This is a genomic window from Streptomyces sp. NBC_00510, assembly GCA_036013505.1.
Taxonomy (GTDB): domain Bacteria; phylum Actinomycetota; class Actinomycetes; order Streptomycetales; family Streptomycetaceae; genus Actinacidiphila.
In genome coordinates, this window is the sequence record CP107851.1 from 9935266 (window position 1) to 9959931 (window position 24666).

A 24666-nucleotide genomic window follows, 5' to 3' on the forward strand; every position below is an offset into this window, starting at 1 on the left:
CGGTGGTGGGAGGGAACGGTTTTACGTCGGTCGTGTTCCCCTGGGGCGGGAGTGGGAGGTGGGAGTGCTTCGCTCACGGCTCGTCGTTCGGTTGCGCGGTGGGGAATTGAGGTGGGCGGCGCGCAGTGAATCGCCGGGTCGGCGACCGGCGTCTGCCGGATCGCAGGTGGCTACCGCTGCGGTGGCTGGAGGGTGAGTTCGTGGCGGAGGATGCGGGCCAGTTCGGCGGGCTGGGAGAGGAACGGGCTGTGGCCGGAGTGCAGGCGGACGGTTCGCTGGGCGCGGGTGGCCATGGCTTCCTGGAGGGGTAGCGGGATGGCGAGGTCCTGCTCGCACAGGATGTAGGTGCTGGGGATGGTGCGCCAGGCGGTCTGGGTGAGGGGTTGGGTGACCGATGCCAGGGATTGGCGGCCGAGTTTGGCGGCTGCTTGTTGTGCCAGGTGTGGTTCGACGTCGTTGTACAACGCGTGCGTAGCCTGGGCCGCTTCGAAGTAGCCGTGGTCGGCGTGGCCCTGGGGTTCCTCGTGGACGTCCCAGAACGGCGGATAGACGCCGCCGACCAGGGACAGGACCGAGTCGCCGGCGTCCTGCATCAGGGCGCTGAGGTAGATGACGCGCTCGACGTTGCCGGCTGCCGCGGCGGCTTCGGTGACAGGGCATCCCCCGTAGGAGTGGCCGACCACCACGGTCGGTCCGCCGACGGCCGCGATGGCCTTGGCCACGGCTTCCGCATCGTCGTACAGGCCACCCAGGACTGCCGGGTCTTGCCCGCTGCTGGGCAGGGCGACGGTACGTACGTCGAGGTCGGGGAGCTGCTCGACCAGTGGCTGCCAGCACCAGGTGCCATGCCAGGCGCCGTGGACCAGGACGAGGGTGGGGAGTGTGCTCACGTGCTGGGTCTTTCTGAGGTGAAGTGGCAGGGCCCGGCCTCTTGCTGCTCGGGTGGTGTGAGGAGGTAGATGACGGGGGGTCAGGCTTCGAGGGCGTCGCGGAGCATGCCTCGGGTGGTGATGCCCAGCTTGGGGTAGATCTGGTAGAGGTGGGCGCCCACGGTGCGGTGGGAGAGGAACAGGCGCTCGGCTATCTGTTTGTTGGTCAGGCCCGAGGCCGCCAGCCGGGCTATCTCCAGTTCCTGGGGGGTGAGGGTATGCGGTGTGGTGGTGCCGGGTCGCCGTTTGGCTGTGCCTGCGGCGCGTAGTTCGGTCTCGGCGCGCTCCGTCCAGGGAGCGGCTCCCAGGTGCTGGAAGGCGGACAGTGCTGCTGCCAGCGGCCCCCTGGATTCGGTGGTGGCCCTGCTGCGTCGTAGTCGTTCGCCGTAGGCGAGCTGGACGCGGGCGTAGTCGAAGGTCCACCGCTGCGCGCCGGGTACGGCGAGGGCGTGGGCGAACTGGTCGAGGGCCTGGTTGTCGTCGGTAGCGGTCAGGGCGGTACAGGCGTGGGTGAGCAGGGCGTGCCGTGAGGAGAGTCCGGTGATGCCGGCTTCGCGCATGGCGTGGGCGTGGGCGGCGGCCTCCTGGTGCCGGTTGGTGCGTATGGCGGCTTCGACCAGGTCCATCGTCGCCCACAGTGCGTGGGGGGCGTGTGAGGCGAGGTGGCCGGCGGGGCTGATGGCGGTGGCGTGTTCGTAGGCGCCGGCGAAGTCTCCGCGTCCCAGGGCTGCCAGCCCTGCGGCGTGGTGGGCGTAGTGTGCGGCGCCCAATGCCTTGCGGCGTGTTGCCCAGTGGATGACTCTCTCGGCGGTCGCGTCCGCGGCGTCGGCGTCGCCGGTGGCGGCGGCGAGGAGGGCTTTGGCGTAGTGGAAGTACCAGGCGAAACCTGTGTAGCGGTGGGTCTCGCACAGCTGGATGCCCTCGTCGGCAAGGTGCGCGGCTTCGTCCCACATCCCGGTGAGGTAGTCGTCCAGGATGAGGTGGATCAGCCCGGCCATGTGCCGGCGGGCCGGCCCGCCGTCTCGCCCCATGCGGACCATGCGCCATTGTGCTTCTCGGAGGTCTGCGAGGCGGTCGACATACAGGGCCGCCGAGCCGATGCGCTGGAGCTGGGCCGGGTCGGTCGTCTCGGGTGGTTCGGCGACCAGTTCGTCGAGTTCCTTGATGGCCGCGGCCCCGGTGCGGGCCGGGTCGGAGAAGGTCTTGCCCAGCGCGGACAGCACTGGCGGGGCTGCGGGTGTGAGCTTGTCCAGCGCACGGTGGTAGGGCTGCCACGGTTCGGGCCGGGCAGCGAAGAAGCACACCAGGGCGAGGGTGTGCAGGGCGTCGATGAGTGCTTTGTTGTCGGCGTGGTAGCCGTGGGTTCCGGTTTCGATGGCGTCGACGAGCAGGGTGTGTGCGGCGTCGATGTTGCTGTTGCTGTTGCTGTTGAGGATGAGGACGGCGGCGGCCGCGGCGGCGTGCAGGGAGCTTTCGGGATCGGTGTGGGTGTGCCGTGCGTCGTCCAGGAGTTTTTGGGCGCTGGGCAGTGCCCCGGTGGCCTCGGCGCCGATGTAGGCGGCGGTGGCGAGGCGGCGGCTGCGTCCGGGGCCGGGCGGCGTGAGGTCCGCGGCTCGGATCAGGGTGCGCATGCCGCCGATGGCATCACCGCGGTGCAAGGTGATGCGGGCCGCGGTCTCCAGGAGGGCGGCCACGCTCTCGTCGGGTTCCAAGGTGGCCTCGCCCAGGTGCCAGGCCCGGCGTTCGGGCTGGTCCACCAGGACCTGGGCCAGCGCCGTGTGGACGGCCCGCCGCTGGCTGCTGGTGGCGTTGTTCACGACGGCGGAGCGGATGAGGGGATGGCGGAACCTCAGCCGTCGTGCACCCTCGTCGATGTGGACCAGGTGCTCGCGTTCGGCGGGTCCCAGGTCTTCCAGGTCGTAGCCGTCGTTGGTCTGCCGTGAGGCGGCCTGCAGGACGCCGAGATCCCCGACGCCTTCCAGCGCGGCGAGCAGCAGCAGGCGCTGGGAGGACTGGGGCAGGCTGGTGATGCGGGAGCCGAAGACGGTTTCCAGGCGATGGCTGAGCGGCAGTACGGCCGGGATGTTGCCGCTTGTTGGTCCTGGGGTGGCCGGCATGGCGGACGGCAGTTCCAGCAGGGCGAGCGGGTTGCCGCAGGCGACGGTCAGCAGGCGGTGGTGGGCGCTGGGGACCAGGTTTGGTGAGGTGCGGGCGACCAGATCGGCAGCTGACTTCTCGTCCAGCGGCTGCAGCCGGTACTCGGGCAGGACGCCGCAGCCGTTCGGGCTGTGTGATACGGATCGTGACGCGGCGAGAAAGCTCACACGGATGCCGGCCGCCCGGCGCGCTACGAAACCCAGGACGGCCGCACTGGCCTGGTCCAGCCAGGGCAGGTCGTCGATCACCAGCAGAAGTGGGTCTCCGGCCGCGACCGTCTGCAGCAGGAGCAGCACGGCGTTGGAGACCATCAGCGTTTGGGGCGGCGAGCCGCTTTCGAAGCCGAGTGCCACGCGCAGGGCCTTACGGAAGGGCACCTCCAGATCCTCGAGCTCACGCTGGAAGGGAAACAGGACCTGGTTGAGACCCGAGTAGCTGCAGCTCGCCTCGAACTCCACACCGGCGGCTCGCAGCACCCGGGTGCCCTCGGCGTGGGCACCCGCCGCGACGGCGTCCAGCACTGCTGTCTTCCCGACCCCGGCGTCCCCCGAGACCAGCAGTGCTCCGCCTTCGGCGCCCAGGCCCGCGAGCTCGCGGATCGTGTGCAGATCGCGGTCCCGACCGATCAGCGCACGGGCCGTATCGCGCTGGGAAGAGTCACTACCGATCACTGCTTGCTTCCGTTTCTTTTGCGAGCCGGGGGATGGGCATGGAGCAGAGCCGCACAGCGGCGTCTGGCGCAGGAGGCGACCTGCAGCGCCTGGACAAACAGGCATCGGCGAGGCTGGTCGACCGTGCCGGCCGAAGCCGTGTGCGGCCGGCGGGCGGTCGCCGGCTGGGCGGCGGCCAGGGGTAGGGCCTGTGTGCAGACTCCGGTCAGCCCCCGGCGAGGCAGCCGGGGCCGGTGATCGACGTGTCGAGGTTGTCGGCAATGTCGGGTGTCCGATGAGTGCTGTCCGCGGCCGGCGGGCCCGGCCGGCGGGGGAGCCTGCCGATGCTCGGCAGCCGAGGACTGCTGGGGCTGTGCACGCAGAGCCGTTCGCCGGCGCCGGCGTGGAAGACCGGCGGCGCGGCGGGCCCCCCGTCGCGGACGGGGTCAACGCGGCGAAGGTGGTCCGTGCCGGAGATCGAGGGCGCTGGGTCGTGGTCGTACAAGGTTCGTCCTCGGTCCCGAGTCGGCACGGTGCGGGTGGCGGCCGCGGCTGTGGAGAGCGAGACAGAAATGACGGAAACCCTTTGCGCTAGTTCAAAATGTTGTTTGCGCTAGGAGAATACATCCTTACGGGACATCCTGCCGCGCAGGACCAGGTGGCTCCGCCATCGAGGGTTACGGTTCCGACCTGCAGGTCGGCCGTCCTCATCGGTGATCAAGTCATGTCGACCGGGTCCGCGGTCATTACCGGCTCGGGCGTCGCGGCGCGCTGCCGCAGCGGCATGAAGGTCTGGGTCCTGCCTGGTGCCCGACGGGATCGGGGCGATTGTCCAGCTACTGGATTGCGGCGCCCGGCGCCTTTCCCCCGGACTTCCTGCCGGACATATCCGCATCACCGTCCTGCCGGCATGGCGGAGGAGGTTCCGGCCTTGGCCGACGCTGTTGCCGCGCGCACCGCTGAGGACAGCCTTGGGCGGCTTGGGTTGTACACATTCCGGCCGGTACCCCGGCTGCGCGATCCCGGAGGCCGGCCTGCGGCTTCCCCTGCTTGCCGTGGTGCTGGGTCTCACCGAGCGGGCAGTGCCGTGACTGGCCGAGGTGGTGTTCTGCAGGGCGGCGCCGTTTCGTGCTGTGGCACAGCGTGGCGGTGCCGCAGGCTCACCCGGGTCGTCAGATCTCGGTGCCAAATGCCTTTCGGAGGGTGGCCACGGCCTGGGCGACCGCCTCGCGGGCCGCCTGTGTCGCCGACAGCGCGTTGAGCATGACGAAGTCGTGGATGGTCGCCTCGTAGCGGGTCGCGGTCACGGGAACTCCGGCAGCGCGCAGCTTCTCGGCGTAGGCCTCGCCTTCGTCCCTCAGGACGTCGGCTTCCGCGGTGATGACCAGGGCCGGGGGCAGGCCGGCGAGCTCCTGCTCGGTGGCGCGCAGCGGGCTGGCCGTGATCTGTGCGCGTTGCCCTTCGTCGGTTGTGTACTGGTCCCAGAACCACTGCATGACATCGCGGCGCAGGAAGTAGCCCTCGGCGAACCGGTGGTAGGAGCGCGTGTCGAAGTCCGCGTCGGTGACGGGATAGAACAACACCTGATGGCGGAAGGAGACATCACCGCGTTCCTTGGCCAGCAACGTCAGGGCCGCGCTGAGGTTGCCGCCCGTCGAGTCGCCGGCCACGACCAGTCGTGTGGGGTCGATGCCGTGCTCACTCCCGTGGCGGGTCACCCATCGGGCGACCGCGTAGCACTCTTCCAGCGCCTGGGGGTAGCGGGCCTCGGGAGAAAGGCTGTACTCGGGGAAGACCACGGCAGCCCGTGCGCCGACGGCCAGTTCACGTACCAGGCGGTCGTGGGTGCGCGTGCCCCCGAAGACCCAGCCGCCGCCGTGGAGGTACAAGACGGCGGGCAGCGGCCCGTCGGCCTGACTCGGGCGCACAAGGCGCACCGCGACGCTTCCCTTCGGCCCGCCGGAAACCGCGACCCAGCTGTCCTCCACCTCGGGATCGCGGTGCTCCAAGGCCTGCGCCTGCACCTTCTCCAGCGTCCTGCGGCCTGCCGCCGGTCCCAGATCGAACGGGAACGGCGGGGCGGCAGTGGCTTCGACGAACTGGCGAGCAGCCGGCTCAAGTACCGGTTGCTGTGAGGGGAGGTAGTCAGGCATCACGTACTCCTGGTGGGGGGAGGGCAGATCCGTGCTCAGGTTGGGGGAAATCGGGGCCTCTGACCGGCCGCGTCCGCTGCCGGCTCCCGGGTCCGGGCTGCGCACAGATGCTGCCTGCGATCCAACCTCGAAAGCGTGCCTTGCGGCATCGGTAATGTGACTCTGACCCTCGATGCGGCCGTGCGCCGCCGGGGAAGCGGGCCGCCTCGGGTGCCGTTGCCGCACCTGGTGACGGCAGAGCCCCGGCAGTGCCGCCACGGCAACAAGGCAACGGCCCTCAGCGATGGCCGGGGCTCACCTGCTGAGCATTCGGCGACATGGGTCGACGGGCGGGGCAACAGGAAGCACAGGATTCACATGGCCCTCTCCACCACCAATAAGCAGCGCAGTACCGGAATTCCTGCCGATCGGACCCGCGAGGCGAGAGGACTCCAGTGGTGGCATCGCGCAACTTCACGCACCGGTTCCGCGACGCGGTGTGCAATTTTAAGTGTGCGCAATATAATGGCCTGCGTGGAAGTTGTGAGAAGTACAGTTTAGTGCGCAAGTATTATGCGGAGGGGAGTTGCGATGAGTGAGAACCAGCCCGCCGCCCAGCGGCCAACGGCGGAGGCCGATGAGGTCAGCCTGCTCCTCGACGACCAGATGTGTTTCGCCCTGTACGCGGCGCAGCGGGCCTTGACCAACCGCTATCGGCCTCTGCTGGAAGAGTTCGACCTGACCTATCCGCAGTATCTGGTGATGCTGGTGTTGTGGGAGCACGGTGCGCTGCCCATCAAGTCGCTGGGCAAGCTCCTGCAACTCGACTACGGCACCCTGACGCCACTGCTCAAGCGCCTGCAGGCTCACGGGCTGGTCCGGCGCGAGCGCCAGGCAAGCGACGAGCGTTCGGTGCAGATCAGCCTCACCGAACAGGGTGCCGAACTGCGGAAGCGTGCGTGGGTCGTTCCGGCCACGATCGGGCAGGTTGCAGGCCTGACCGCGACGGAGGCGGGGAACGTCAAGGCTCTCCTGGAGCGGCTGACGGCCAACGTCACCGCAAGCCAGTAACTTCCTGGGCGGGGTGTCCGTCGTCACGGACGCGATGGTGCAGTCAGTTGAGCAGCCCGCGCTGATGGGCGGCGGCAGTGAGCGTTTCAAGGAGAAGATCCCGCCCGTGGCGGAGCCTCGATCGCACAGTGCCTGGAAAGATGCCCAGGGTCTCCGCGACGTCGGCGGGAGTGAAGTCTTCAACGTCGGCCAGGTACACCACGATTCGTACCTCGGCCGGCAGGCGCTGCAGCGCAGCGGACACATCCTCCTCGGGTAGCAGGCCCAGCGCCTGTGTGACACGAGCCGCGTGTTCACCGGATACCGGAACCTGCTCACCGGAGACCTCTTGCAGGCCTTCTGCTGTGGGCTGGGGGGCACAATCCCCGGGCCGGTTCCGCTCGCCGAAAGCGTCGAGCGCGGTGTGGGTGAGGATCTGGAACAACCAGACTTTCAGGTTGACTCCCTCGGGGAGCATCTCGAAAGCTTCGAAGGCCTGCAGATACGTCTGCTGAACCAGGTCGTCGGGGTCGGCGTCACATGCCATCTGCGTTGCGGCTGCGTACAGCCGGCCGAGGAAGGGCATGGTCTGCCGCTCGAACCGCGCGAGCACGGTCTCCCCGCAGACCGTCCACTGGATCAGACCGCTGCCACCATCCATCTCGCCCATGTGCCTGATCGGGTGTACGGGCTCGGTGCGGGAGAGCGACCGGTTCATGTCTGTTCTCGAATGGAGACGGGCGCTGCGGCACGGCGATGCCGCCCTTGTCCGCTCAGCCACAGGTCTCGCAGACGTTCGGATGCCGCTTTCCCCCGATGCCGGCCTTTCGCGTAGTCCGTGATGACTGGCAGGCGTGAGGTGTCAACCGGCACCTCTATTACTGAAGACACGTGTTTCTCCAAACTGATGAGGAACCCCTTCTTGGCAGAAGGGGATGGGCGGTTGCTATCACCGTCGTGGTGGTCAGGCGCAGTGATCAGGTGCAGGGATGCACTGTCCGGCGTCCGCGGCGTTGGCGGGACTCCACGGCCCGGGGCCGCCCTGCATGGGGCGGCCGGGCTAATCGGTGTCGAGTCGCCCGGCCGCCCCGTGTGGCCCGCTTCCGCTTTCCGGCGTACCTCAATAATGGGCGCGGGCCGTAAGCCCGGTAATCCGGAACGTGACCTAGATTCCATAGCAGCGGTGGCGTTGTTCCTAGGTAACGTGACGCGGTACCGGCGCACCGGAGTCATGACAGTCATGTGACCCAAGACCTGCCGGCAGCGGTGCTCTCATTGCCAAACTGTCGCCCAGCAGGGCGAATCGGGGAGGCAAGAGTCTCACAACGGGTGAGCGAAACGATCTAGGAGGTGTCTACTGCAGGGGGACCAGTAAGGGGCAACGGTCGGCGGCGAACGCCGGAAGCGCTGGGCCCCATGTGCGGCCCTGGCGCCTCAGCCCCGGTGGGTCTCCAGCAGCCTCAGCCAGATCTCGCTGATCGTGGGGAAGGCGGGCACGGCATGCCAGAGCCGGTCGATCGGCACCTCGCCGGCGACAGCGACAGTGGCCGAGTGCACGAGTTCTGCCACGCCGGGCCCGGCGAACGTCACGCCGGCCACGGTGCCACGGTCGAGGTCGACGAGCATGCGGGCCTGACCCCGGTACCCCTCGGCGTACTGGTGGGCACCCGCCACGTGCGCCAGGTCGTAGTCGACCACCCTGATCCGGTGCCCGAAACCCACGGCGTCGTGAGTGGTCATACCGACGGAGGCGACCTCCGGATGCGTGAAGACCACCTGCGGAACGGCCATGTGGTCGGCGGTGGCCACATGCGCACCCCACAGGGTGTCGTCGACCACCTCGCCGCCCGCACGCGCCCCGATGACGGCCCCGGCGATGCGGGCCTGGTACTTGCCCTGGTGGGTCAGCAGGGCGCGGTGGTTGACGTCGCCGACGGCGTACAACCAGCCGTCGGCGACGCCGGTCACCCGGAAGGTGTCGTCCACCTTCAGCCAGTCGCCCGGGGTGAGACCTATCGTCTCCAGCCCCAGGTCCCAGGTGTTGGGGGCCCGGCCGGTGGCGAACAGGATCTCGTCCGCCACCAGGTGCCCGCCGTCGGCGAGGGCGATCTGGACCTCGCCGTTCTCACGCGCCAGGCGGGCCACGGAGGTCGTGAACCGGACGTCGACGCCGGCCTCACGCAGGCCGTCCGTCACCAGCCGGCCGGCGAAGGATTCCATCCGCTGCAGCAGCCCGTCCCCGGCAACCAGCAGGGTCACCTCAGAGCCGAGCGCCTGCCAGGCCGTGGCCATCTCGACGGCCACCACACCGCCGCCGACGATGGCCAGGCGTCCGGGGACCTTGCCGGCACTGGTCGCCTCACGGCTGGTCCACGCACGGACGGTGTCCAAGCCGGGAAGCGCGGGCACAGCCGCGTAGGTGCCGGTGGCCACGGCCACGGCATGCCGCGCCGAGAGCGTGACCGTGTCCCTGTCGGCAGTCTCGACGCGGACCGTTCGGGGGCCGTCGAGCCGGCCGTGGCCGCGGACCAGATCGACGCCGACCGACTCCAGCCAGCCGACCTGGTCCTCGTCCTTCCAGTAGGAGGCCATCTTGTCGCGGTGAGCCAGGACCGCCCCGGCGTCCAGCGGCCCGGCGACCGCCCGACCAAGCCCGGGCACCCGGCGCGCGTCAGCCTGCACCACCACCGGGCGCAGCAGCGCCTTGCTGGGGTCGCAGGCCCAGAACGAGCACTCGCCGCCCAGCAGTTCACGCTCCACGATCACGGCGCTCAGCCCGGCGGCACGAGCGCGTTCGGCCACGTTCTCGCCCACCGGCCCTGCGCCGATGACGATCACGTCGTAAGTGCGGGTGGTCTCGTTCATCACTGCTCCGTACCGGTGGTGGGGGGATCAAGTCAGGAATTGCAGGTGCGGATTGCTGCCAGCCTGCTCACGGGCGCCTGCAGTGGAAAGGCCAAGCGGGCGCCCGTCGCCGGACTTCCGTGCCGGCTGCCGGGGGTGCGTGTGGGGGGCGTGCCGGAGGTGGTGCAGCCAAAGCCGTGCCCCGCAGGCATCCGGTGCCTGCCCGGAGAGCCAGGGGCCGGGGCCGTGCACCGTTCCCGTCAGGCTGTGCGCGTGCTGCATCAAGCGGGACCGGCTGCTGACCGCATAGTCCGTCGCCGGGTGGCGGGTGGCGGGTGGTGGACGGGGGCGACGTCAGCGGCCAGGGAACCGCTTCTTCACTTCCTGGAGCACCCAACCGTTGCCGTCCGGGTCGCTGAAGGTGAGGTAGGAGCCGTAGGAGGCGCGCTCGGGGTGCATACCGGTGATGCGTCGCTGCCCTTCGCCGTCGTGGACGCACCTGCCGCCCCCGTGGCCGTGGTGGAGGAGACCACCTTCGTCGTGGAAGATCTCGCTGACGTCGATGCCGCGAGCCGCGAGCTCTGCGTGCGCCTCGTTGATGTCGGACACGATGAGGTACAGGCCCTGGAACGCGCCCGCAGGGATGTCGGTCATCCCCTTGCCGAAGATGATCGAGCACTCGGAGCCGGGCGGGGTCAGGTGCACCACCCGGAAGTCGTCCCTGGCCGTGTAGTCGACGTCGAGACGGAAGCCGGCCTTCTCGAAGAAGGCCTTGCCCGGCCGATGCCGGAGACGGGGAGCACGATCACTTCGAGCTTCAAGTCCATGGAGACGCCTTTCAGATAGTGAATTCTTGACTGGTGAAAGGGCAACACTCAGTGCGCCGCGGTTCATCTATGTGAGGGCGCCGCACAGCAGCGCGTACCGCCCGGGCGGCCACAACGGGCACATGCGATCGGGCAGGGAGTCAGCCGATTGCAGTCGGCTCCGACCCACACCGGGAAAGGTACCCGCCATTTAGCTTTGAGGCAAGTAACGCTTGCAAATTTAACGATTGCCAAAGGTATTTTCTTGATCGAAAAGCGCTTCGCCGGGCGGCCAATTCCCAGAGTTTCTGCAAGTCGCAGTGGTTACGTTCCTTTGCGGCGCAGCATTCCCCACGTCCTGATGTGACCGCGCATACTGATCCCTGGCGTCACTTGGGCCCCTTCTGTGGGGCCGATTCGGCGCCAGCGCCTACTACAGCTCAGTCGACAGGTGGCCTGTTACGCCCCCGCTGAAAGCCCGGATCGCGAACAGCACCTTGATGTGTCCGCCCGCCGGGCCGGCCTGGGGGGACGGGCTCAGCCGATCGCTGTAGCCGCCGGGTAGGCGGGTCCGCCGATTGGGCGCAGGTGGGCAGGGATGGAACGAAGGTGCTTTCCCTGTTCAGCGGTGACGTGCTCGCCCTCGTTGACGACAGGGGCAGGGTGATCGAGGAGGGGGACCTTCGGCTGAAGGTGGTCAACGTTCTCCACGGTCAAGCTCGGCACGAAGGTCACCCACGGCGCCGACAGCCCGGCCGCCGCATTGCGCGATGGTGTTCAAGCTCGTCGAGTCGGCTCAGGACCGCCGGCGGGCGGTCACTGGAGCCCCACCTCGCCGCCCTGGTCCGCTCCGGTGCAGGGTTCGAAGTGTCGCATGACAAGCCTCGAGCAGGTCAGACCGCCTTGCTGGCAACCGTGGCAGAGGCCGAGCCACTGGTCGGGCACTGGCGACGCCGATTCGACGCCTCCGCATCGGCCGGGATTCCCGTCCACGTGACGGTGCTCTTCCCGTTCCTCGACGTCGATCTCATCACCACTGCGGTCATCAGTGACCTCAAGGTCCTGATCGGCAAGCACAGCCCCTTCACGGTCCGCTTCGACGAGTGCCGCCGCTTCCCCGACGTGCTTTACCTTGCTCCGACGCCGCACCAGCCGCTTCGCCTGCTGACCGAGACCGTAGCCGCGCGATGGCCGGAGGCGCCGCCCTGCGGGGGACAGTTCACCGAGGTCATCCCGCACCTGACCGTCGCCTATGGGCAGCAGCCCCGCGTCTTCGACGAGGTGGAGGCGGAACTGGCCCAACGACTACCCGTCACGGCAACGATCTCGTCAGTGAGCTTGCTCGTCAGCGACGGCGAGAACTGGCGGCACCACGCCGATTTCCCGATGCTCGGGTGAGCGCGCAGCACCAGTGCCGACCCACAACTCTTGACAATTGCTCGCATTGCGGGCTCCTCAGCCGGGGCGGATGCCGCCGCGCCGCGGAGCGCGGCAGGCCGCCTCCGGGCTACTGCACTTCCCGTGACGCGTGTCGGATGAATTGCTCAACAGTCGACGGCAGAAGGCAGGCATGGTGCACAGCAGCTGACATTCCACACTAAGTGATGATCAGCTCTCGTCGGTTGTCAGGCGCAGCGAGATGCTGTTGATGCAGTAGCGCTGGTCGGTCGGAGTGGCAAAGCCCTCTCCCTCGAAGACGTGCCCGAGGTGCGAGCCGCAGCGAGCACAGCGGACCTCGGTCTGCACCATGCCGTAGGACCGATCTTCGGCCAGTTCGACTGCGTCGCTGTCCTTCGGGTCGTAGAAGGAGGGCCAGCCACAGCCGGAGTCGAACTTTTCTGCAGAGGTGAAGAGTTCAGCGCCGCAGGCGCGGCAGGAGTAGACGCCTTGGGTTTTGGTGTCGGTGTACTCGCCGGTGAAGGGCATCTCCGTGGCGGCGCGGCGCAGGACCTGGTACTCGGAAGGGGTCAGTTCGGCGCGCCACTGCTCGTCCGGCTTTTCGATGTCATACGGCACAGAAGTTGATCCTCACAGCAGAGTCGGGAAGAAGGAGAGGTGTGGGGTTCGCCGCAAGCCGAGGGGCTGGGCCGGGGAGAAATGTCCCTTCTGACACCTACGCGTCGTTCAACAGCCGGCAGATCTGGGGTGTTCCGGCCGTTCGGGACAGCAGCAGTGACCCCTGTCACCTGCATCCCGGGGTGCGGTCACCGACCGTGCCGACAGTCGGCTCGGTGCTGCAACGCGACTGAGGAGGCGCAGCGGCCCAGCGGCCCAGCGGCTCGCTTCTGAGCGACCCGGCCGTTTTGACGGCCAGTGACCCCGTGAACTGTGCGGCAGGGTGCTGGGGCACACGCTGCTGGAGTACTGGCGTTCACGATGTGGAGCCTCAAAGCCTCATGCGGTGCGCGCGCCGCTGTTCGGCGGTGGTCTGGGATGGCGGGGTGTTGGACAGGCATTTTCGCCGGCGAGAGCATCGGCGGCCTCGGACGCACTCTCGCTCAACATTTGGTCCTGGCCGGCGAGGACGTCAGCGACGTGCCCTCAGGGTCGAGGTCTCGGCCTCTGGCGGCGACCGCAAGACCGATCCCGTTGGCGCGCTCCACGTTACTAAAGTCACGCTGTTCCGAGCCGACTTGCGCAAGGCCATCTTGGGGACTGGTCCACGGTCCTGCGGCTGCCGACCGAGTGGCGCAACGACCTTGTGGACGCGGAGCGCACCCGCACCACCAACCGTCTGCGTGCAGTCCTACGGGTCCTGCTGCCTGGTGGCGCTTCCCCGGCTCTCGGCCGCTTCGGTGATGAAGGGGTCTGTCCGGTCACCGCGACGGACAATCGCGACGCGACATTGCGTGCGATCACTGCCGATCTGCGTCGACGGGGTCGGGGAGGTCAAGGACAACGAGGCGATGGCGATGGTGTCGTGGTTCTCCGCCCGGTCTGACTTTCAACGAGGCTGGAACTCTCCGGGGTTGTCATTCCGAAGATCCGTCGGCTCGTCGTGGAGGATCACAACCCGCACGGCCGGACGGGTATGCGCGGCCCGATGACACCTCTGCGTGTCAAGCCGCTTTGTCCTCATACGCATGGGGGACATCAGCCCTCTCACGCGGGTCGCGGGTCGAACGAGTGACGACCTTGCCTTGCTGCGCGTTGTGGACGAACTGCAGTAGTTGGGCGTAGGAGGCGCGGTCAGGTGACGTCGTGCGCAGCGAACCGGTCCCGCCATTCGCTGTCCTCGACGGCGGCGTCGCGTCACGGGGGGCGATGCGTGCGACTCGTTTCAACGTTCCGTGAGGTAGCCGGGGGCGGCGATCGAAGGGTCGAGGTCGTGGGCGGGTTCGGGCGTCCCGTAGGAGCGGGTCACCGGCAGCACGCCCGTCCAGTGGGGGAGCGTCAGGTCCTCGGGGTCGTCGCCGGGGCCGCCGGTGCGCACTTTGGCCGAGACCTCGTGTAGGTCGAGGGCGATGACGGCGGTGGCGGCCAGTTCCCTGGCGTTGGCGGGGCGGGAGTCGGCGGCGCGGCCGGGCACGATGTGGTCGACGAGGGCGTCCAGGGCCGCGGAGCGCTCGGCGGGGTCGGTGACCTGGCGGGCCACGCCGTGCACCACCACGGAGCGGTAGTTGATCGAGTGGTGGAAGGCGGACCGGGCCAGCACGAGTCCGTCCAGGTGCGTCACGGTCAGGCAGACCGGGAGCCCGGTGTCCTCGCTTGCGTCGCGCAGCGGACGGGAGCCGGTGGAGCCGTGCACGTAGAGCCGCTCGCCGACGCGGGCGTAGAGGGTCGGCAGCACGACCGGTGCCCCGTCGCGGACGAAGCCGAGGTGGCAGAGGTAGTCCGCGTCGAGGATCGCGTGCACCAGGTCGCGGTCGTACGAGGCGCGCTCGCGGCTGCGGGTCGGGACCGTGCGGTCAGTCGCAGCGTAGGCATCACCGGCGGAGGACGGGGGAGGTATAGCGCGGTCCTTTGCACTAGCGCATAATGGATATTGTGATAGGAGAGTACACGTTTACAGGTCGGGGCGCGATGGAGATCGCGGCGAGCGTCGAGCAGGCCATCGGACAGGGCACGCTCGCGCCGGGCACCGTACTCCCACCGCTGCGGGAGCTCGCCACCGAACTCGGCGTCAACCCCAACACCGTCGCCGCCGCCTACCGCCTGCTGCGCGACCGCGGCGTCATCGAGACCGCGGGCCGCCGCGGCAGCCGGGTGAGGCCCCGCCCCTCCATCACCACGCACGACGAGATCCGCCTGGAGGTGCCGCCCGGAGTGCGGGACCTGTCCACCGGCAACCCGGACACCGCGCTGCTCCCCCCACTCGGCGTGGCACTGGCCGAGGCAGCCGCCCGCAACGCCCGGCAACCCATGCTGTACGGCCAGGCCCCAGTCGATGACGAGCTCTGCCGTCTGGCCCGCGCCGCCTTCGACGCCGACGGCGTCCCCGACGGCCCGGTCGGCCTCAGCTCCGGATCGCTCGACGCCATGGAGCGCGCGCTCACCGCCCATCTGCGGCCGGGGGACGCGGTGGCGGTGGAGGACCCGGGCTGGGGCAGCGTCTTCGACCTCGTCCCCGCCCTCGGGCTGCGGCCGGTCCCGGTCGGCGTGGACGACGACGGCCCGCTGCCGCACGACGTGGACGCCGCCCTGCGGCAGGGCGCGCGGGCGCTGATCGTCACCGACCGCGGCCAGAACCCCACCGGCGCCACGATCTCGGCCGCCCGCGCCCAGGACCTGCGTGCCATCCTTACGGACCACCCGCAGGTCCTCGTCATCGACGACGACCACGTGCACGGCCTGACCGAACTGCCGCTCCACCCGCTCGCCGGCAGCACCCCGCACTGGATGCTCGTCCGCTCGACCGCCAAGGCATACGGCCCCGACCTGCGCCTGGCCGTCCTCACCGGCGACGCCCTCACCCTCGGCCGACTCCGCGGCCGCTACCGCCTGGGGCCCGGCTGGGTCAGCCATCTGCTCCAGCACGCCGTCGCCCACCTCTGGCGCACCGACGCCGTGAACGTCGCGGCGGTCTCCGCCGCCTACGCTGCGCGCCGCGACGGTCTCGTGCGGGCGCTGGCCGACCGCGGCATCACGGCCTACGGTCGCAGCAGCATGAACGTCTGGGTCCCGGTACCCGACGAGACCGGGGTGGTGACCCGACTGCTGCAGGCAGGCTGGGCGGTCGCACCTGGCGCGCGCTTCCGGCTCTCCTCGCCGCCCGGCATCCGCATCACCATCTCGCCCCTCACGGCGGACGAGGTCCCGGCACTGGCCGACGCAATCGCCGCCACGATCCGCCCGCACCGCACCGCGCGTTTCGGCTGACAAGCGACGCAAGGCGTTGGACCGGCGGCGTCCGGCGAGCACCCCCGAAGCACCTGATGCTGAAACGGCCACGTCATCCCCGCCGCCCACCGGGCGATAGCCGCTGCCAGGAAACTGCCCCGGCATCTACTGCCGGGACCAACTACCGGACACGCCGTGCACCCGGACCACCTCATGTGCGGCGACCTTCGGCATCCGCCCACGGCTTGCGGGCCCCGCAGGCCAGGCACCGGTGCCGAGAGCCTGCCTGAGCGTGGCGATCCCGGAACAGCAGGCGCACCATTGCTGCGCCCGGTAACGACGTCACGTCCCGGTTCGTCGCACACTTCACGCGCCGACAGGGGTGGTTGGCGCCTTCGCCATCCGGCTGACCGTACGGGTCAGACGGGGCGGTTCGTCTGAGGTATGTCGCTGGGCGCGACCATGTCGTCGGCAGTGGGGCGCCGGGACTCGGTGGAACGAGGCGTCGCCCGTATGAAGTCTTGGAATGTTCGTCAATCGCCGCAGCAGTGCTCACCGTGGAGCGGCAAGGCTGAAAGTGCTCAGTAAGTCGAATGACTGGCCGTGACACCAACGATGTACCGCGTCAGGTTACCGAGGAAGCACGACACCGCCCTTGCGGAATCTAGGTCACGTGCCAGATTACCGAGGCGGCATCTCGTGACCATCATGGAAGTGCGCCGGAAAGCAGGGTCTGGTCACACGGTCCCAGCGCCGGCCGGCGAGAGAGACGAGTCGCGGACACGTATGCGAACTCGGCGTCAAATCCCGCCTTCTCCTGCAAATAACGCAGACATCAAGGAGACACCATGTCCGTCACCCCCGATCAGCACGCAATCCGTCCGTTCACGTTCGAGTTCCCTGAGTCGGAGCTCGAGGCGCTGCGTGCACGCATTGAGGCGACGCGCTTCCCCGAGAAGGAGACCGTCGCGGACCATTCGCAGGGCGTGCCGCTGGAGACGATGCAGGAACTCGCGCGCTACTGGGCCACGGAGTACGACTGGCGCAAGGTCGAGGCGAAGCTGAAGGCCCTGCCGAACTTCATCACCGAGATCGACGGCCTGGACATCCACTTCATCCACGTCCGTTCCAAGCACGAGAACGCTCTGCCGCTGATCGTCACCCACGGATGGCCCGGCTCGATCATCGAGCAGCTGAAGATCATTGAACCGCTCACCAACCCGACGGCCCACGGCGGCGACGCCTCGGACGCTTTCCACCTGGTGATCCCGTCGATGCCCGGCTACGGATTCTCGGGCAAGCCGACCTCGGCCGGCTGGGACGCCGAGCACATTGCGCGTGCCTGGGGAGAGCTGATGAAGCGCCTGGGCTACACGAAGTACGTCGCGCAGGGCGGCGACTGGGGTGCGATCATCTCGGACCTCATGGGCGTGCAGGAGCCCGACGGACTGGTGGGCATCCACGTCAACCTGCCCGGCACGGTTCCGCCCGCTGTCGAGCAGGCGCTTGCGGTCGGCAACCCGCTGCCCCGCGACGTCGTTCTGGCGAACGATGAGGAGAAGCGCGCGGTCGAGCAGGTCGGCCACCTGTACCAGAACATCGCCCAGTTCCTCATGATGGCGTCGCGCCCGCAGTCGCTGGCCGCACTCGCGGATTCGCCCGTCGGCCTGGCGGCCTATCTGCTCGACCACGACGCGCCGAGCCTGGAGATGATCTCCCGGGCCTTCGCCGGACAGACCGAAGGCCTCACCCGAGACGACGTCCTGGACAACATCACGCTCTTCTGGCTGACGAACACGGGCATATCCGCAGCGCGTCTCTACGCGGAGAACAAGACCCCGTTCCTCGGCGCCAAGGGCGTCAAGCTCCCGGTCGCCGTCAGTGTCTTCCCCGACGAGGTCTACCAGGCCCCCAAGAGCTGGGCAGAGCAGGCGTACCCGAACCTCGTCCACTACAACAGGCTCGAAGAGGGCGGCCACTTCGCCGCCTGGGAGCAGCCTGAGCAGCTCGTGAACGAGGTCCGCGCGGGCTTCCGCTCCCTGCGGTAATTCGTCTCAACAAACGACTGCACGGACCCCCAACCCGCCGGGCGGCCGAGTGGCTCCTCTTCGAGCTACTTGGCCGCCCCGGGCCACGCGGCCACGCTACGCACCAGGTCCACGAGCACCCCGAACGCGAACGCCTGAACATCGGGTACCGGGCCGGTTCTCATACGGCCCCCTCAAACGGCGGGTCCCGCACCCCCCGGCTCCGGCCCCGCGCCCCGACAGCAGGGGACCGGAGCGCGGGACCCGTCCTTTTCGTGAACTCGGCGCTCTGGCGCAGATGCGACGCCCTGGAGAAGGTGGGCAGAGCCTGCCGCCTGCGGTACACCCGGACAAACCGATCGGTGTTGTCCTTGTGATGCCCGGACGGCTTCCGACAGTTCCCCGAAGCGCCCCGGCAAGCCGCCGCGTCTGCTGCCACGGGTGGCCGGAAACGCGTTTGGCGTGGTCATGGGCGCCGCGGACGGTGATGCCGGGGCGCGTGAGTTGCCGAGAAGCACGTATCCGGGCCGTTGCCTCGGGCCGACATCGGCCGGTATGTGCGTGTGTTCCCGAACATGGAAGAAGGACGAACAGGGATGACTGAATTCCAGCAAAAGGCATGGCTTGCGGGCGGCTGCTTCTGGGGCATGCAGGATCTGCTCCGGACGCTCCCCGGCGTCGTGAGTACTCGGGTGGGATACAGCGGCGGCGACATGCCCCATCCGACCTATTTCAACCATGGAAATCATGCAGAGTCGATCGAGATCACTTTCGACTCTGCCGTCACCGACTACCGCGCCATTCTGGAATACTTCTTCCAGATCCATGACCCGACGACGAAGAACCGGCAGGGAAACGACGTCGGCGCCAGTTACCGCTCGATCATCTTCCATCTCGACGGCGAGCAGCGGCGGATCGCTGAGGACACCATCGCGGACGTCGAGGCATCTGGCCTGTGGCCGGGAAACGTGGTGACCGAAGTCGTGCCGGCCGACACATTCTGGGAAGCCGAGCCGGAGCATCAGGATTACTTGAGACGCTATCCGGACGGCTACACCTGTCACTTTCCGCGCCCGAACTGGCGGCTGCCGAAACGGGCAGGCGCCTGAGGCGGCTTCTTCGGCCTCGATGAAAGCCTCGCCACCCGCGGCGCGTTGGAGGCGGGCGCCCCGCACCAGGGGCCACCTGGGCGGCGGGCATCGCACTCCTCCAGCTGACGTGGCCGGGTTCCTCCCCGGCACGTAGGCGAGCACAGGACGGGGTCGAACCCAGGCGCGAGGAGAAGTTCGACCTCAAAGTACGGCCCTGGACCACGCTGGTCATCCTCTTTGCAGCGCAGCGCAAGACCATCACCTCCGGGACGGTGCACAGATCGCGTTGCCCCTGCGCGGGTATGTCGCCTTCGTGCGGGCCGAAACCTTCGCCCTGAGCGAGGCCGTCGGACTCACCTACGACTGCACCGCGACGCTGGCCTTCATCATGGCCGGCAACAATTTCGAACCAGGCCGTTCAGCACCGGTGGACCGGGCGCAAGCCCGGAGGCCCGAGTGGCTCGTAATTTCCGCCCTTCACGCAACGGGTCGGAATCGAGCGTTCGCCAAGTTCCCTGCGGCGCACCGGGCAGTGTCTGACTGCATGACGGTTGCGTCGTGTCCACGTGAGGGTCCCCGCCGGAAAGTAGGCAGGGACCCTCATGGCGTTGCAAGGGCGCTGTTGCAACCGAGCTGCGCCCGCTGTCCTCGTTCGGTCTGGGTCCGCTGGCGGTGCGTTGGGGGAGTGGGCGGCCGCCAAGCTGTGTCGGCGGCTCACCGCCGAGCCTGAAAGCCCTTCGCCAAGGGGTCCGGTGCAGACACCGTCGTACTTGTCGCCTGGCCGTGCAACTGCCCTGGTTGCCCTACGGTTTCCGTCGTGCGGCCGGACCAGAGCAGGAGGGCTCAGGGGAGGCACGGAAAGCGGAACCCGCCCCGGAGCCTGCGCGCATCGTCCAGGTCCGGGGCCAGGCTGTGCAGTTCACGGCCGTCGGCCCAACACCACGCCCTCGCAACGCTCTGCTGCCTGGCAGCCGACGGACTCCCAAGCCGAAGCGCGGGCGCCCACAGACGTACGAATACGGTCTCGTCGGCTGTCAGAGGCGCCAGCAGTCATTGGGTCGCGGCCGAGGACCGCAGAATTTCTGCCCGTCCATAGCGCCGGGCGCCGGCGCAGGGGCCGGAAACACGGGGCAGTTCCGGCGCCGCCCCGATAAGTGATCCCCTTCGTGACCGCACGCGATGAAGCGGCAACTCCCTTGCCGGCCCGTCACCACGGTGGCGACCGCGGGATTCCGTCACATGACTGCTCTGAAGCCTACCGACGGGACCACGTCACGTTACCTAGGAAAAACATCACCGCCACTGCGGAATCTAGGTCATTTTCCAGATTACCGATGTGGCAACCCAGGCCCATCATGGAAGTGCGCCGGAAGGCAGAGCAGGCCTCGGCCCGCAGCGCCGGCAAGCGGGATTGACAACGTGCGGATACGTCTGCGAACTCGACGTCAAATCCCACCTCCTTCTGCAAATCACTTTAGACATCGTGGAGATCAACATGTCCGTCACCCCTGACCGGGATGCGATCCGTCCGTTCACGTTCGAGTTCCCGGAGGCGGAGCTCGAGGACCTGCGCGCGCGGATCACCGCGACGCGCTTCCCTGAGAAGGAGACCGTCGCCGACCAGTCCCAGGGCACCCCGCTGGCCACCCTTCAGGAGCTGGCGCGGTACTGGGCGTCGGAGTACGACTGGAGCAAGGCCGAGGCGAAGCTGAAGGCCCTGCCGCACTTCATCACCGAGATCGACGGCCTGGACATCCACTTCATCCACGTCCGCTCGAAGCACGAGAACGCCCTGCCGCTGATCATCACGCACGGATGGCCGGGCACGATCATCGAGCAGATGAAGCTCATCGAGCCGCTCACGAACCCGACCGCCCACGGCGGCGACGCCTCGGACGCCTTCCACCTGGTGATCCCCTCGATGCCCGGCTACGGCTTCTCCGGCAAGCCGACCTCGACCGGCTGGGACCCCGAGCGCATCGCCCAGGCCTGGGCCGAACTGATGAAGCGCCTGGGCTACACCAAGTACGTTGCGCAGGGCGGCGACTGGGGTGCGCTCATCACCGAAATGATGGGCGTGCAGGAGCCCGAGGGCCTCGTCGGTATCCACACCAATCTGGCGTGTGTGTTCCCGCCCGTCATCGAGCAGGCCGTGTCGGCCGGCAACCCCCTGCCGCCCGGCGTGGTTCTGGTGAACGACGAGGAGAAGCGTGCTGTCGAGCAGCTGGACTTCTTCTACAAGCACGTCTACTACGCCTACATGATGGCCTCCCGCCCGCAGACGCTGACCGGGCTGGCGGATTCTCCGGTCGGTCTGGCGGCCTTCCTGCTCGACCACGACGCGGCCAGTCTGGAGATGATCTCCCGGGCCTTCGACGGGGTGACCGAGGGCCTGTCCCGGGACGACGTCCTGGACAACATCACGCTCTACTGGCTGACGAACACCGCGATCTCCGCTTCCCGTCTCTACGCCGAGAACCGGATCTCCCCGTTCTTCGCGCCGAAGGGCGTCAGGCTCCCGGTCGCCGTGAGCGTCTTCCCCGACGAGCTTTTCCAGCCCCCGAAGACCTGGACCGAGCGGGCCTACCCGAACCTCGTCCACTACAACAGGCTCGACGAGGGCGGCCACTTCGCTGCCTGGGAGCAGCCGGCCCTGTTCGTGAACGAGCTCCGCGCGGGCTTCCGGTCCCTTCGCTAGCAGGCCGTGCCCTACTTGATGCACCGGCTCTAGCCCCCCGGGGCGGCTGAGGGACTCGGCCCCGAATCGCTCAGCCGCCCCAGGGCACGCGGACACACCGCGCGCCGCGTCCATCCTGCACGCCGACTACCAGCCCTCGCCGGCGAGGAGCCGACCGGGCTTGGGGGTGCCGTACTCGACCACACGGGCGAAGGCACTGTTTGTCGGCGCGCGATGCTCAGCGGGTGCCTCGGGAAACGCTCGACCCGAGCACATTCCACGTGCTCGCGGCCTGATGCTTCCCGTACGGGCACAAGGTGCGATCGTGGAGGAGGACGGCGCGGCCGACTCCGGCACGGTCGCCCGTATCGGCCCGTGCACGATCTGGTCGGCGAGCTGACGCTGCGACGACAGTGTGCGACTCCGGCACCGAAGAGCGCCCGCTGCCCTGCAGGCAGCCGGAGACCGCGACGAACCACCCGGGCCGAAGGCGGCCGCGGAGCTCCGCCCCTGGCCCGATCAGCCGCCGGAGGCTCTCCACTGAGATCCCGGCAGATCGCCGCCCATCATCCGCCCGGCCCACCGCGCTGCTCGCCCGGGCGGTTGAGAAGAGTGCGTAATGGATCTGACCTGACCCTCCTGGGTGGGGTGATGTATCACCCGAAATGAGTCGTCACCACTCGAGCGGGTGGCGAAGGGTGATTGGTGGCCGAGATTGAACACAAGGGCACGTCAACCCAATGTGGTCGTCTCGCGCCCTCCGGAGATTTGAGGCACCCGACCGCGGGCGACGGTGAGCCGCCGGCACCTGTGACACATGTCATCGATGAAAGCCGTTTTGGGGCATCCCACAGGACCAGTACTCGGATCTCCAGATCCATATCGAGACCGGACCGGGGGTGCAACCACAGAGGAATGAGTGAGATGAAGAGCAGCAATCCTGTCTTCTCGCGAGGGGTGTTCAACCGCGGCAACACCTGCGCGGGCTTCAACGAGCAAAAGCCGCACGCCGATGGCTCTGCCGCGGACAACCCCTACGCGCAGGGCACGGCCAGCCGGAGCGCGACCGTGCAGAGCGCGGACGCTGCGCCTGACGCCGGGCCCGCTGCTCTGCAGCAGGTCTGCGGCACTGCGATGACCATCGACGATGTCGTCGCCCGGACGGCAATGACACTTGGCATGGTTGTGCTCGCCGCCGTCCTTGCGTGGGTGCTGCTGCCTGTCGATGAGGCCAGCCTGGGCACGTCGTACGGCATCGCGATCGGAGCCGCCCTGCTGGCCTTTGGCCTGTCGCTCGCCCAAACATTGAAGGCCAAGCCGGTCCCGGCACTGATCCTGGCGTACGCAGCGTTCGAAGGCATCTTCCTCGGAGTCATCTCCAGCGTCACTTCCACCTACATCAGCCCCGCCGTAGTGATCCAGACCGTGCTCGGCACGATGGCGGTCCTCGCCGGCACGCTGATCGCATACAAGAGACGTTGGATTCGCGTCACCCGACGTTTCTACGGTTTCGCGATGGCAGCCGCGATGGGCTTCTTGCTGCTCACCGTCGCCAACCTACTGATTTCCGCCTTCGCCGGTGGTGACGGCCTGGGCCTTCGCAGCGGTGGCCTTGGCATCCTCTTCGGCGTCATCGGCATCATCCTCGGCGCGTGCTTTTTGGCCTTGGACTTCAAGCAGGTCGAGGACGGCATAGCCCACGGAGCCCCGCGCGAGGAGTCCTGGCTGGCGGCCTTCGGACTCACACTGACCCTGGTGTGGATCTACGTGGAGGCGTTGCAACTGTTCTCCATCCTGAACGGCGGCGACAAGTCGGCCTGAGAAGCCGCTGCTCCATCGATCACGGTGAGTATCAGAACGAGTGTGACTTCCCGGTCCGTCTTTCGATCGGGCGGGCAGCGGAAGGGATACTGCCACCGGCAGATGAACGACGCGATCCGCTACCGTCGCCGACAACGGCATCAAGTGGCGGGCCGTACCCGTCGACTGTCCATCCTGGGCGGTGTCTATGCGTTCTTCCGACGCCGTCGCTGGCGGGAAGAAAGTGATCAGCGAGTTCTGCGGCCTGCTGCGTGTGAGGGTTCGCCAGGACGAGGCCCGCGATGCGGATCCCGGCCGAGCTCTGGCCCTCAGCGGCCGGATGCGGCAGGTCAACAGCTCAACCAACACAACGAGCACATCCCCGGCGGCACTTGACGTCGTGGGTTACGACCCATTGGACGTGAGCTTTTCATGACCACACCGCAAGACTTGCTGATCGTCGTCCTGGACGTGAAAGTCGGGCCTCCGCTCGCATCAGGTGGGCTGTCGCTCGCGCTCGCGGGAGCCGAGTTGATCGACCTTCTCAAGGCCCCGACTATCCGGCTGGACGGGGATCGGATCGTGCCGGGCCATCTAGGGGAACCGGCTGATCCCCTCCTGACCGAGGCTGCCGCCTCATTCGTCATGGACGAGCCGTACGAGCTGGTAAGTGATTGGCTGTGGCGCAGAGGCAAGACCCTGACGGAGACATACGTGGTCGCACTGGAAGCACAGGGAACCATCGTGCGAGAGCGCGGCCGTCTCTTCCGGGAGGGGCACGGATCTCTGGTCAACTCACCGTTTCGCCACCGGGCGACCACGCGCTGGGCCCATGCCGAGCCCGTCCTCCTCGCTCTCGCTGAAAGCCTGGGTATCGACCACGACCAGGCTAAAGAATCAACCGAAATCACCGATTACGCGGTGCAGACAGTGCTGGCCTCCATCCGTACCGCGCTGGAGGAACTGGAGGCGGAGCAACAACGACGCGCCATCGAGCAGGCTGCCTTCGACAACCTCTGGCGCACGCTGGAATAACTCCCGCGAATGCGACGGGACTAGGATCATTGCCCACCACAGACCACGTACCTACCAACTGGTTGGCGCAAGAGCATGATCGTCCGCCCTTGTGCCGCTGCCTTGGGAACCCAGGCCCTGCCCCACACGGGGGCAGGGCCTGCGGACGTATCCGGCCTGCCTTCGGGCGTGCACGCGGCGGCCGGTGC

Annotated in this window: 15 protein-coding genes and 2 pseudogenes; 9 read left to right on the forward strand and 8 right to left on the reverse strand. The window is 68.0% G+C overall.

The genetic code is table 11. The annotated features are described in order from the left end of the window. Positions 1-170 precede the first annotated feature (170 nt). The 3 genes from OG937_45385 to OG937_45395 all read right to left on the reverse strand — a co-directional run bounded on the left by OG937_45385 (position 171) and on the right by OG937_45395 (position 5889). Positions 171-890, reverse strand: a complete 720-nt coding sequence (locus OG937_45385) for an alpha/beta hydrolase (protein ID WUD78431.1) — start codon at positions 888-890, stop codon at positions 171-173. 80 nt (positions 891-970) lie between these two features. Then, complete coding sequence (locus OG937_45390; protein ID WUD78432.1) at positions 971-3757, reverse strand: AAA family ATPase; 2787 nt, start codon at positions 3755-3757, stop codon at positions 971-973. A gap of 1151 nt (positions 3758-4908) precedes the next feature. Further along, entirely contained in the window at positions 4909-5889 is a 981-nt protein-coding gene (locus tag OG937_45395; protein ID WUD78433.1) for an alpha/beta hydrolase, read from the reverse strand. Between the two features lie 570 nt (positions 5890-6459). Between OG937_45395 and OG937_45400 the strand changes: the two genes are divergently transcribed. Next, positions 6460-6939 (forward strand): MarR family transcriptional regulator, encoded by a 480-nt coding sequence (locus OG937_45400; protein ID WUD78434.1) that lies wholly within the window; start codon positions 6460-6462, stop codon positions 6937-6939. A gap of 43 nt (positions 6940-6982) precedes the next feature. Here the strand turns inward: OG937_45400 and OG937_45405 are convergent, their stop codons facing one another. The 3 genes and pseudogenes from OG937_45405 to OG937_45415 all read right to left on the reverse strand — a co-directional run bounded on the left by OG937_45405 (position 6983) and on the right by OG937_45415 (position 10589). Next, entirely contained in the window at positions 6983-7588 is a 606-nt protein-coding gene (locus OG937_45405; GenBank protein ID WUD78435.1) for a sigma-70 family RNA polymerase sigma factor, read from the reverse strand. A 764-nt stretch (positions 7589-8352) separates the two neighbouring features. Further along, entirely contained in the window at positions 8353-9783 is a 1431-nt protein-coding gene (locus OG937_45410) for an NAD(P)/FAD-dependent oxidoreductase (protein WUD78436.1), read from the reverse strand. Between the two features lie 333 nt (positions 9784-10116). Next, positions 10117-10589, reverse strand: a pseudogene (locus OG937_45415) (glyoxalase). Positions 10590-11177: 588 nt separating this feature from the next. Between OG937_45415 and OG937_45420 the strand changes: the two are divergent. Then, positions 11178-11966 carry a 2'-5' RNA ligase family protein gene (locus tag OG937_45420; protein ID WUD78437.1) on the forward strand — a complete coding sequence of 263 codons (789 nt, stop codon included), beginning with the start codon at positions 11178-11180 and terminating at the stop codon, positions 11964-11966. A gap of 210 nt (positions 11967-12176) precedes the next feature. Here OG937_45420 and msrB read toward each other — a convergent pair whose 3' ends face one another. Together msrB and OG937_45430 are read right to left on the reverse strand one after the other, a co-directional pair. After that, positions 12177-12584 carry a peptide-methionine (R)-S-oxide reductase MsrB gene (gene msrB / locus OG937_45425; GenBank protein WUD78438.1) on the reverse strand — a complete coding sequence of 136 codons (408 nt, stop codon included), beginning with the start codon at positions 12582-12584 and terminating at the stop codon, positions 12177-12179. Positions 12585-13848: 1264 nt separating this feature from the next. After that, positions 13849-14520: a pyridoxamine 5'-phosphate oxidase family protein gene (locus tag OG937_45430; GenBank protein WUD79082.1), complete on the reverse strand. Its 672-nt coding sequence runs from the start codon at positions 14518-14520 to the stop codon at positions 13849-13851. A 35-nt stretch (positions 14521-14555) separates the two neighbouring features. Here OG937_45430 and OG937_45435 point away from each other — a divergent pair, with 35 nt between their 5' ends. The 7 genes and pseudogenes from OG937_45435 (at position 14556) to OG937_45465 (ending at position 24478) form a co-directional block, all read left to right on the forward strand. After that, positions 14556-15887, forward strand: a complete 1332-nt coding sequence (locus OG937_45435) for an aminotransferase class I/II-fold pyridoxal phosphate-dependent enzyme (GenBank protein ID WUD79083.1) — start codon at positions 14556-14558, stop codon at positions 15885-15887. Between the two features lie 809 nt (positions 15888-16696). After that, a complete protein-coding gene (locus OG937_45440) occupies positions 16697-17896 on the forward strand; it encodes an epoxide hydrolase (protein WUD78439.1) in 1200 nt (399 codons plus the stop codon). Positions 17897-18471: 575 nt separating this feature from the next. Further along, positions 18472-18984, forward strand: coding sequence for a peptide-methionine (S)-S-oxide reductase MsrA (gene msrA, locus OG937_45445; GenBank protein ID WUD78440.1), 513 nt, complete (start codon positions 18472-18474; stop codon positions 18982-18984). Positions 18985-19187: 203 nt separating this feature from the next. Then, positions 19188-19375: pseudogene (locus tag OG937_45450) on the forward strand (arsenical-resistance protein). 1086 nt (positions 19376-20461) lie between these two features. Continuing rightward, entirely contained in the window at positions 20462-21664 is a 1203-nt protein-coding gene (locus OG937_45455; GenBank protein ID WUD78441.1) for an epoxide hydrolase, read from the forward strand. Between the two features lie 903 nt (positions 21665-22567). Continuing rightward, positions 22568-23464, forward strand: coding sequence for a Bax inhibitor-1/YccA family protein (locus tag OG937_45460; protein WUD78442.1), 897 nt, complete (start codon positions 22568-22570; stop codon positions 23462-23464). Between the two features lie 411 nt (positions 23465-23875). Further along, positions 23876-24478 (forward strand): GPP34 family phosphoprotein, encoded by a 603-nt coding sequence (locus tag OG937_45465; GenBank protein WUD78443.1) that lies wholly within the window; start codon positions 23876-23878, stop codon positions 24476-24478. The last annotated feature ends 188 nt before the right edge of the window (positions 24479-24666 follow it).

What these genes read in the sequence shown, in the direction of transcription:
- OG937_45405 (WUD78435.1), bottom strand. Translation starts at nt 7,588, where the DNA reads ATGGGCGAGATGGATGGTGGCAGCGGTCTGATCCAGTGGACGGTCTGC.
- OG937_45455 (WUD78441.1), top strand. Translation starts at nt 20,462, where the DNA reads ATGTCCGTCACCCCTGACCGGGATGCGATCCGTCCGTTCACGTTCGAG.
- OG937_45440 (WUD78439.1), top strand. Translation starts at nt 16,697, where the DNA reads ATGTCCGTCACCCCCGATCAGCACGCAATCCGTCCGTTCACGTTCGAG.
- OG937_45460 (WUD78442.1), top strand. Translation starts at nt 22,568, where the DNA reads ATGAAGAGCAGCAATCCTGTCTTCTCGCGAGGGGTGTTCAACCGCGGC.
- OG937_45465 (WUD78443.1), top strand. Translation starts at nt 23,876, where the DNA reads ATGACCACACCGCAAGACTTGCTGATCGTCGTCCTGGACGTGAAAGTC.
- OG937_45395 (WUD78433.1), bottom strand. Translation starts at nt 5,889, where the DNA reads ATGCCTGACTACCTCCCCTCACAGCAACCGGTACTTGAGCCGGCTGCT.
- OG937_45400 (WUD78434.1), top strand. Translation starts at nt 6,460, where the DNA reads ATGAGTGAGAACCAGCCCGCCGCCCAGCGGCCAACGGCGGAGGCCGAT.
- msrA (WUD78440.1), top strand. Translation starts at nt 18,472, where the DNA reads ATGACTGAATTCCAGCAAAAGGCATGGCTTGCGGGCGGCTGCTTCTGG.
- OG937_45410 (WUD78436.1), bottom strand. Translation starts at nt 9,783, where the DNA reads ATGAACGAGACCACCCGCACTTACGACGTGATCGTCATCGGCGCAGGG.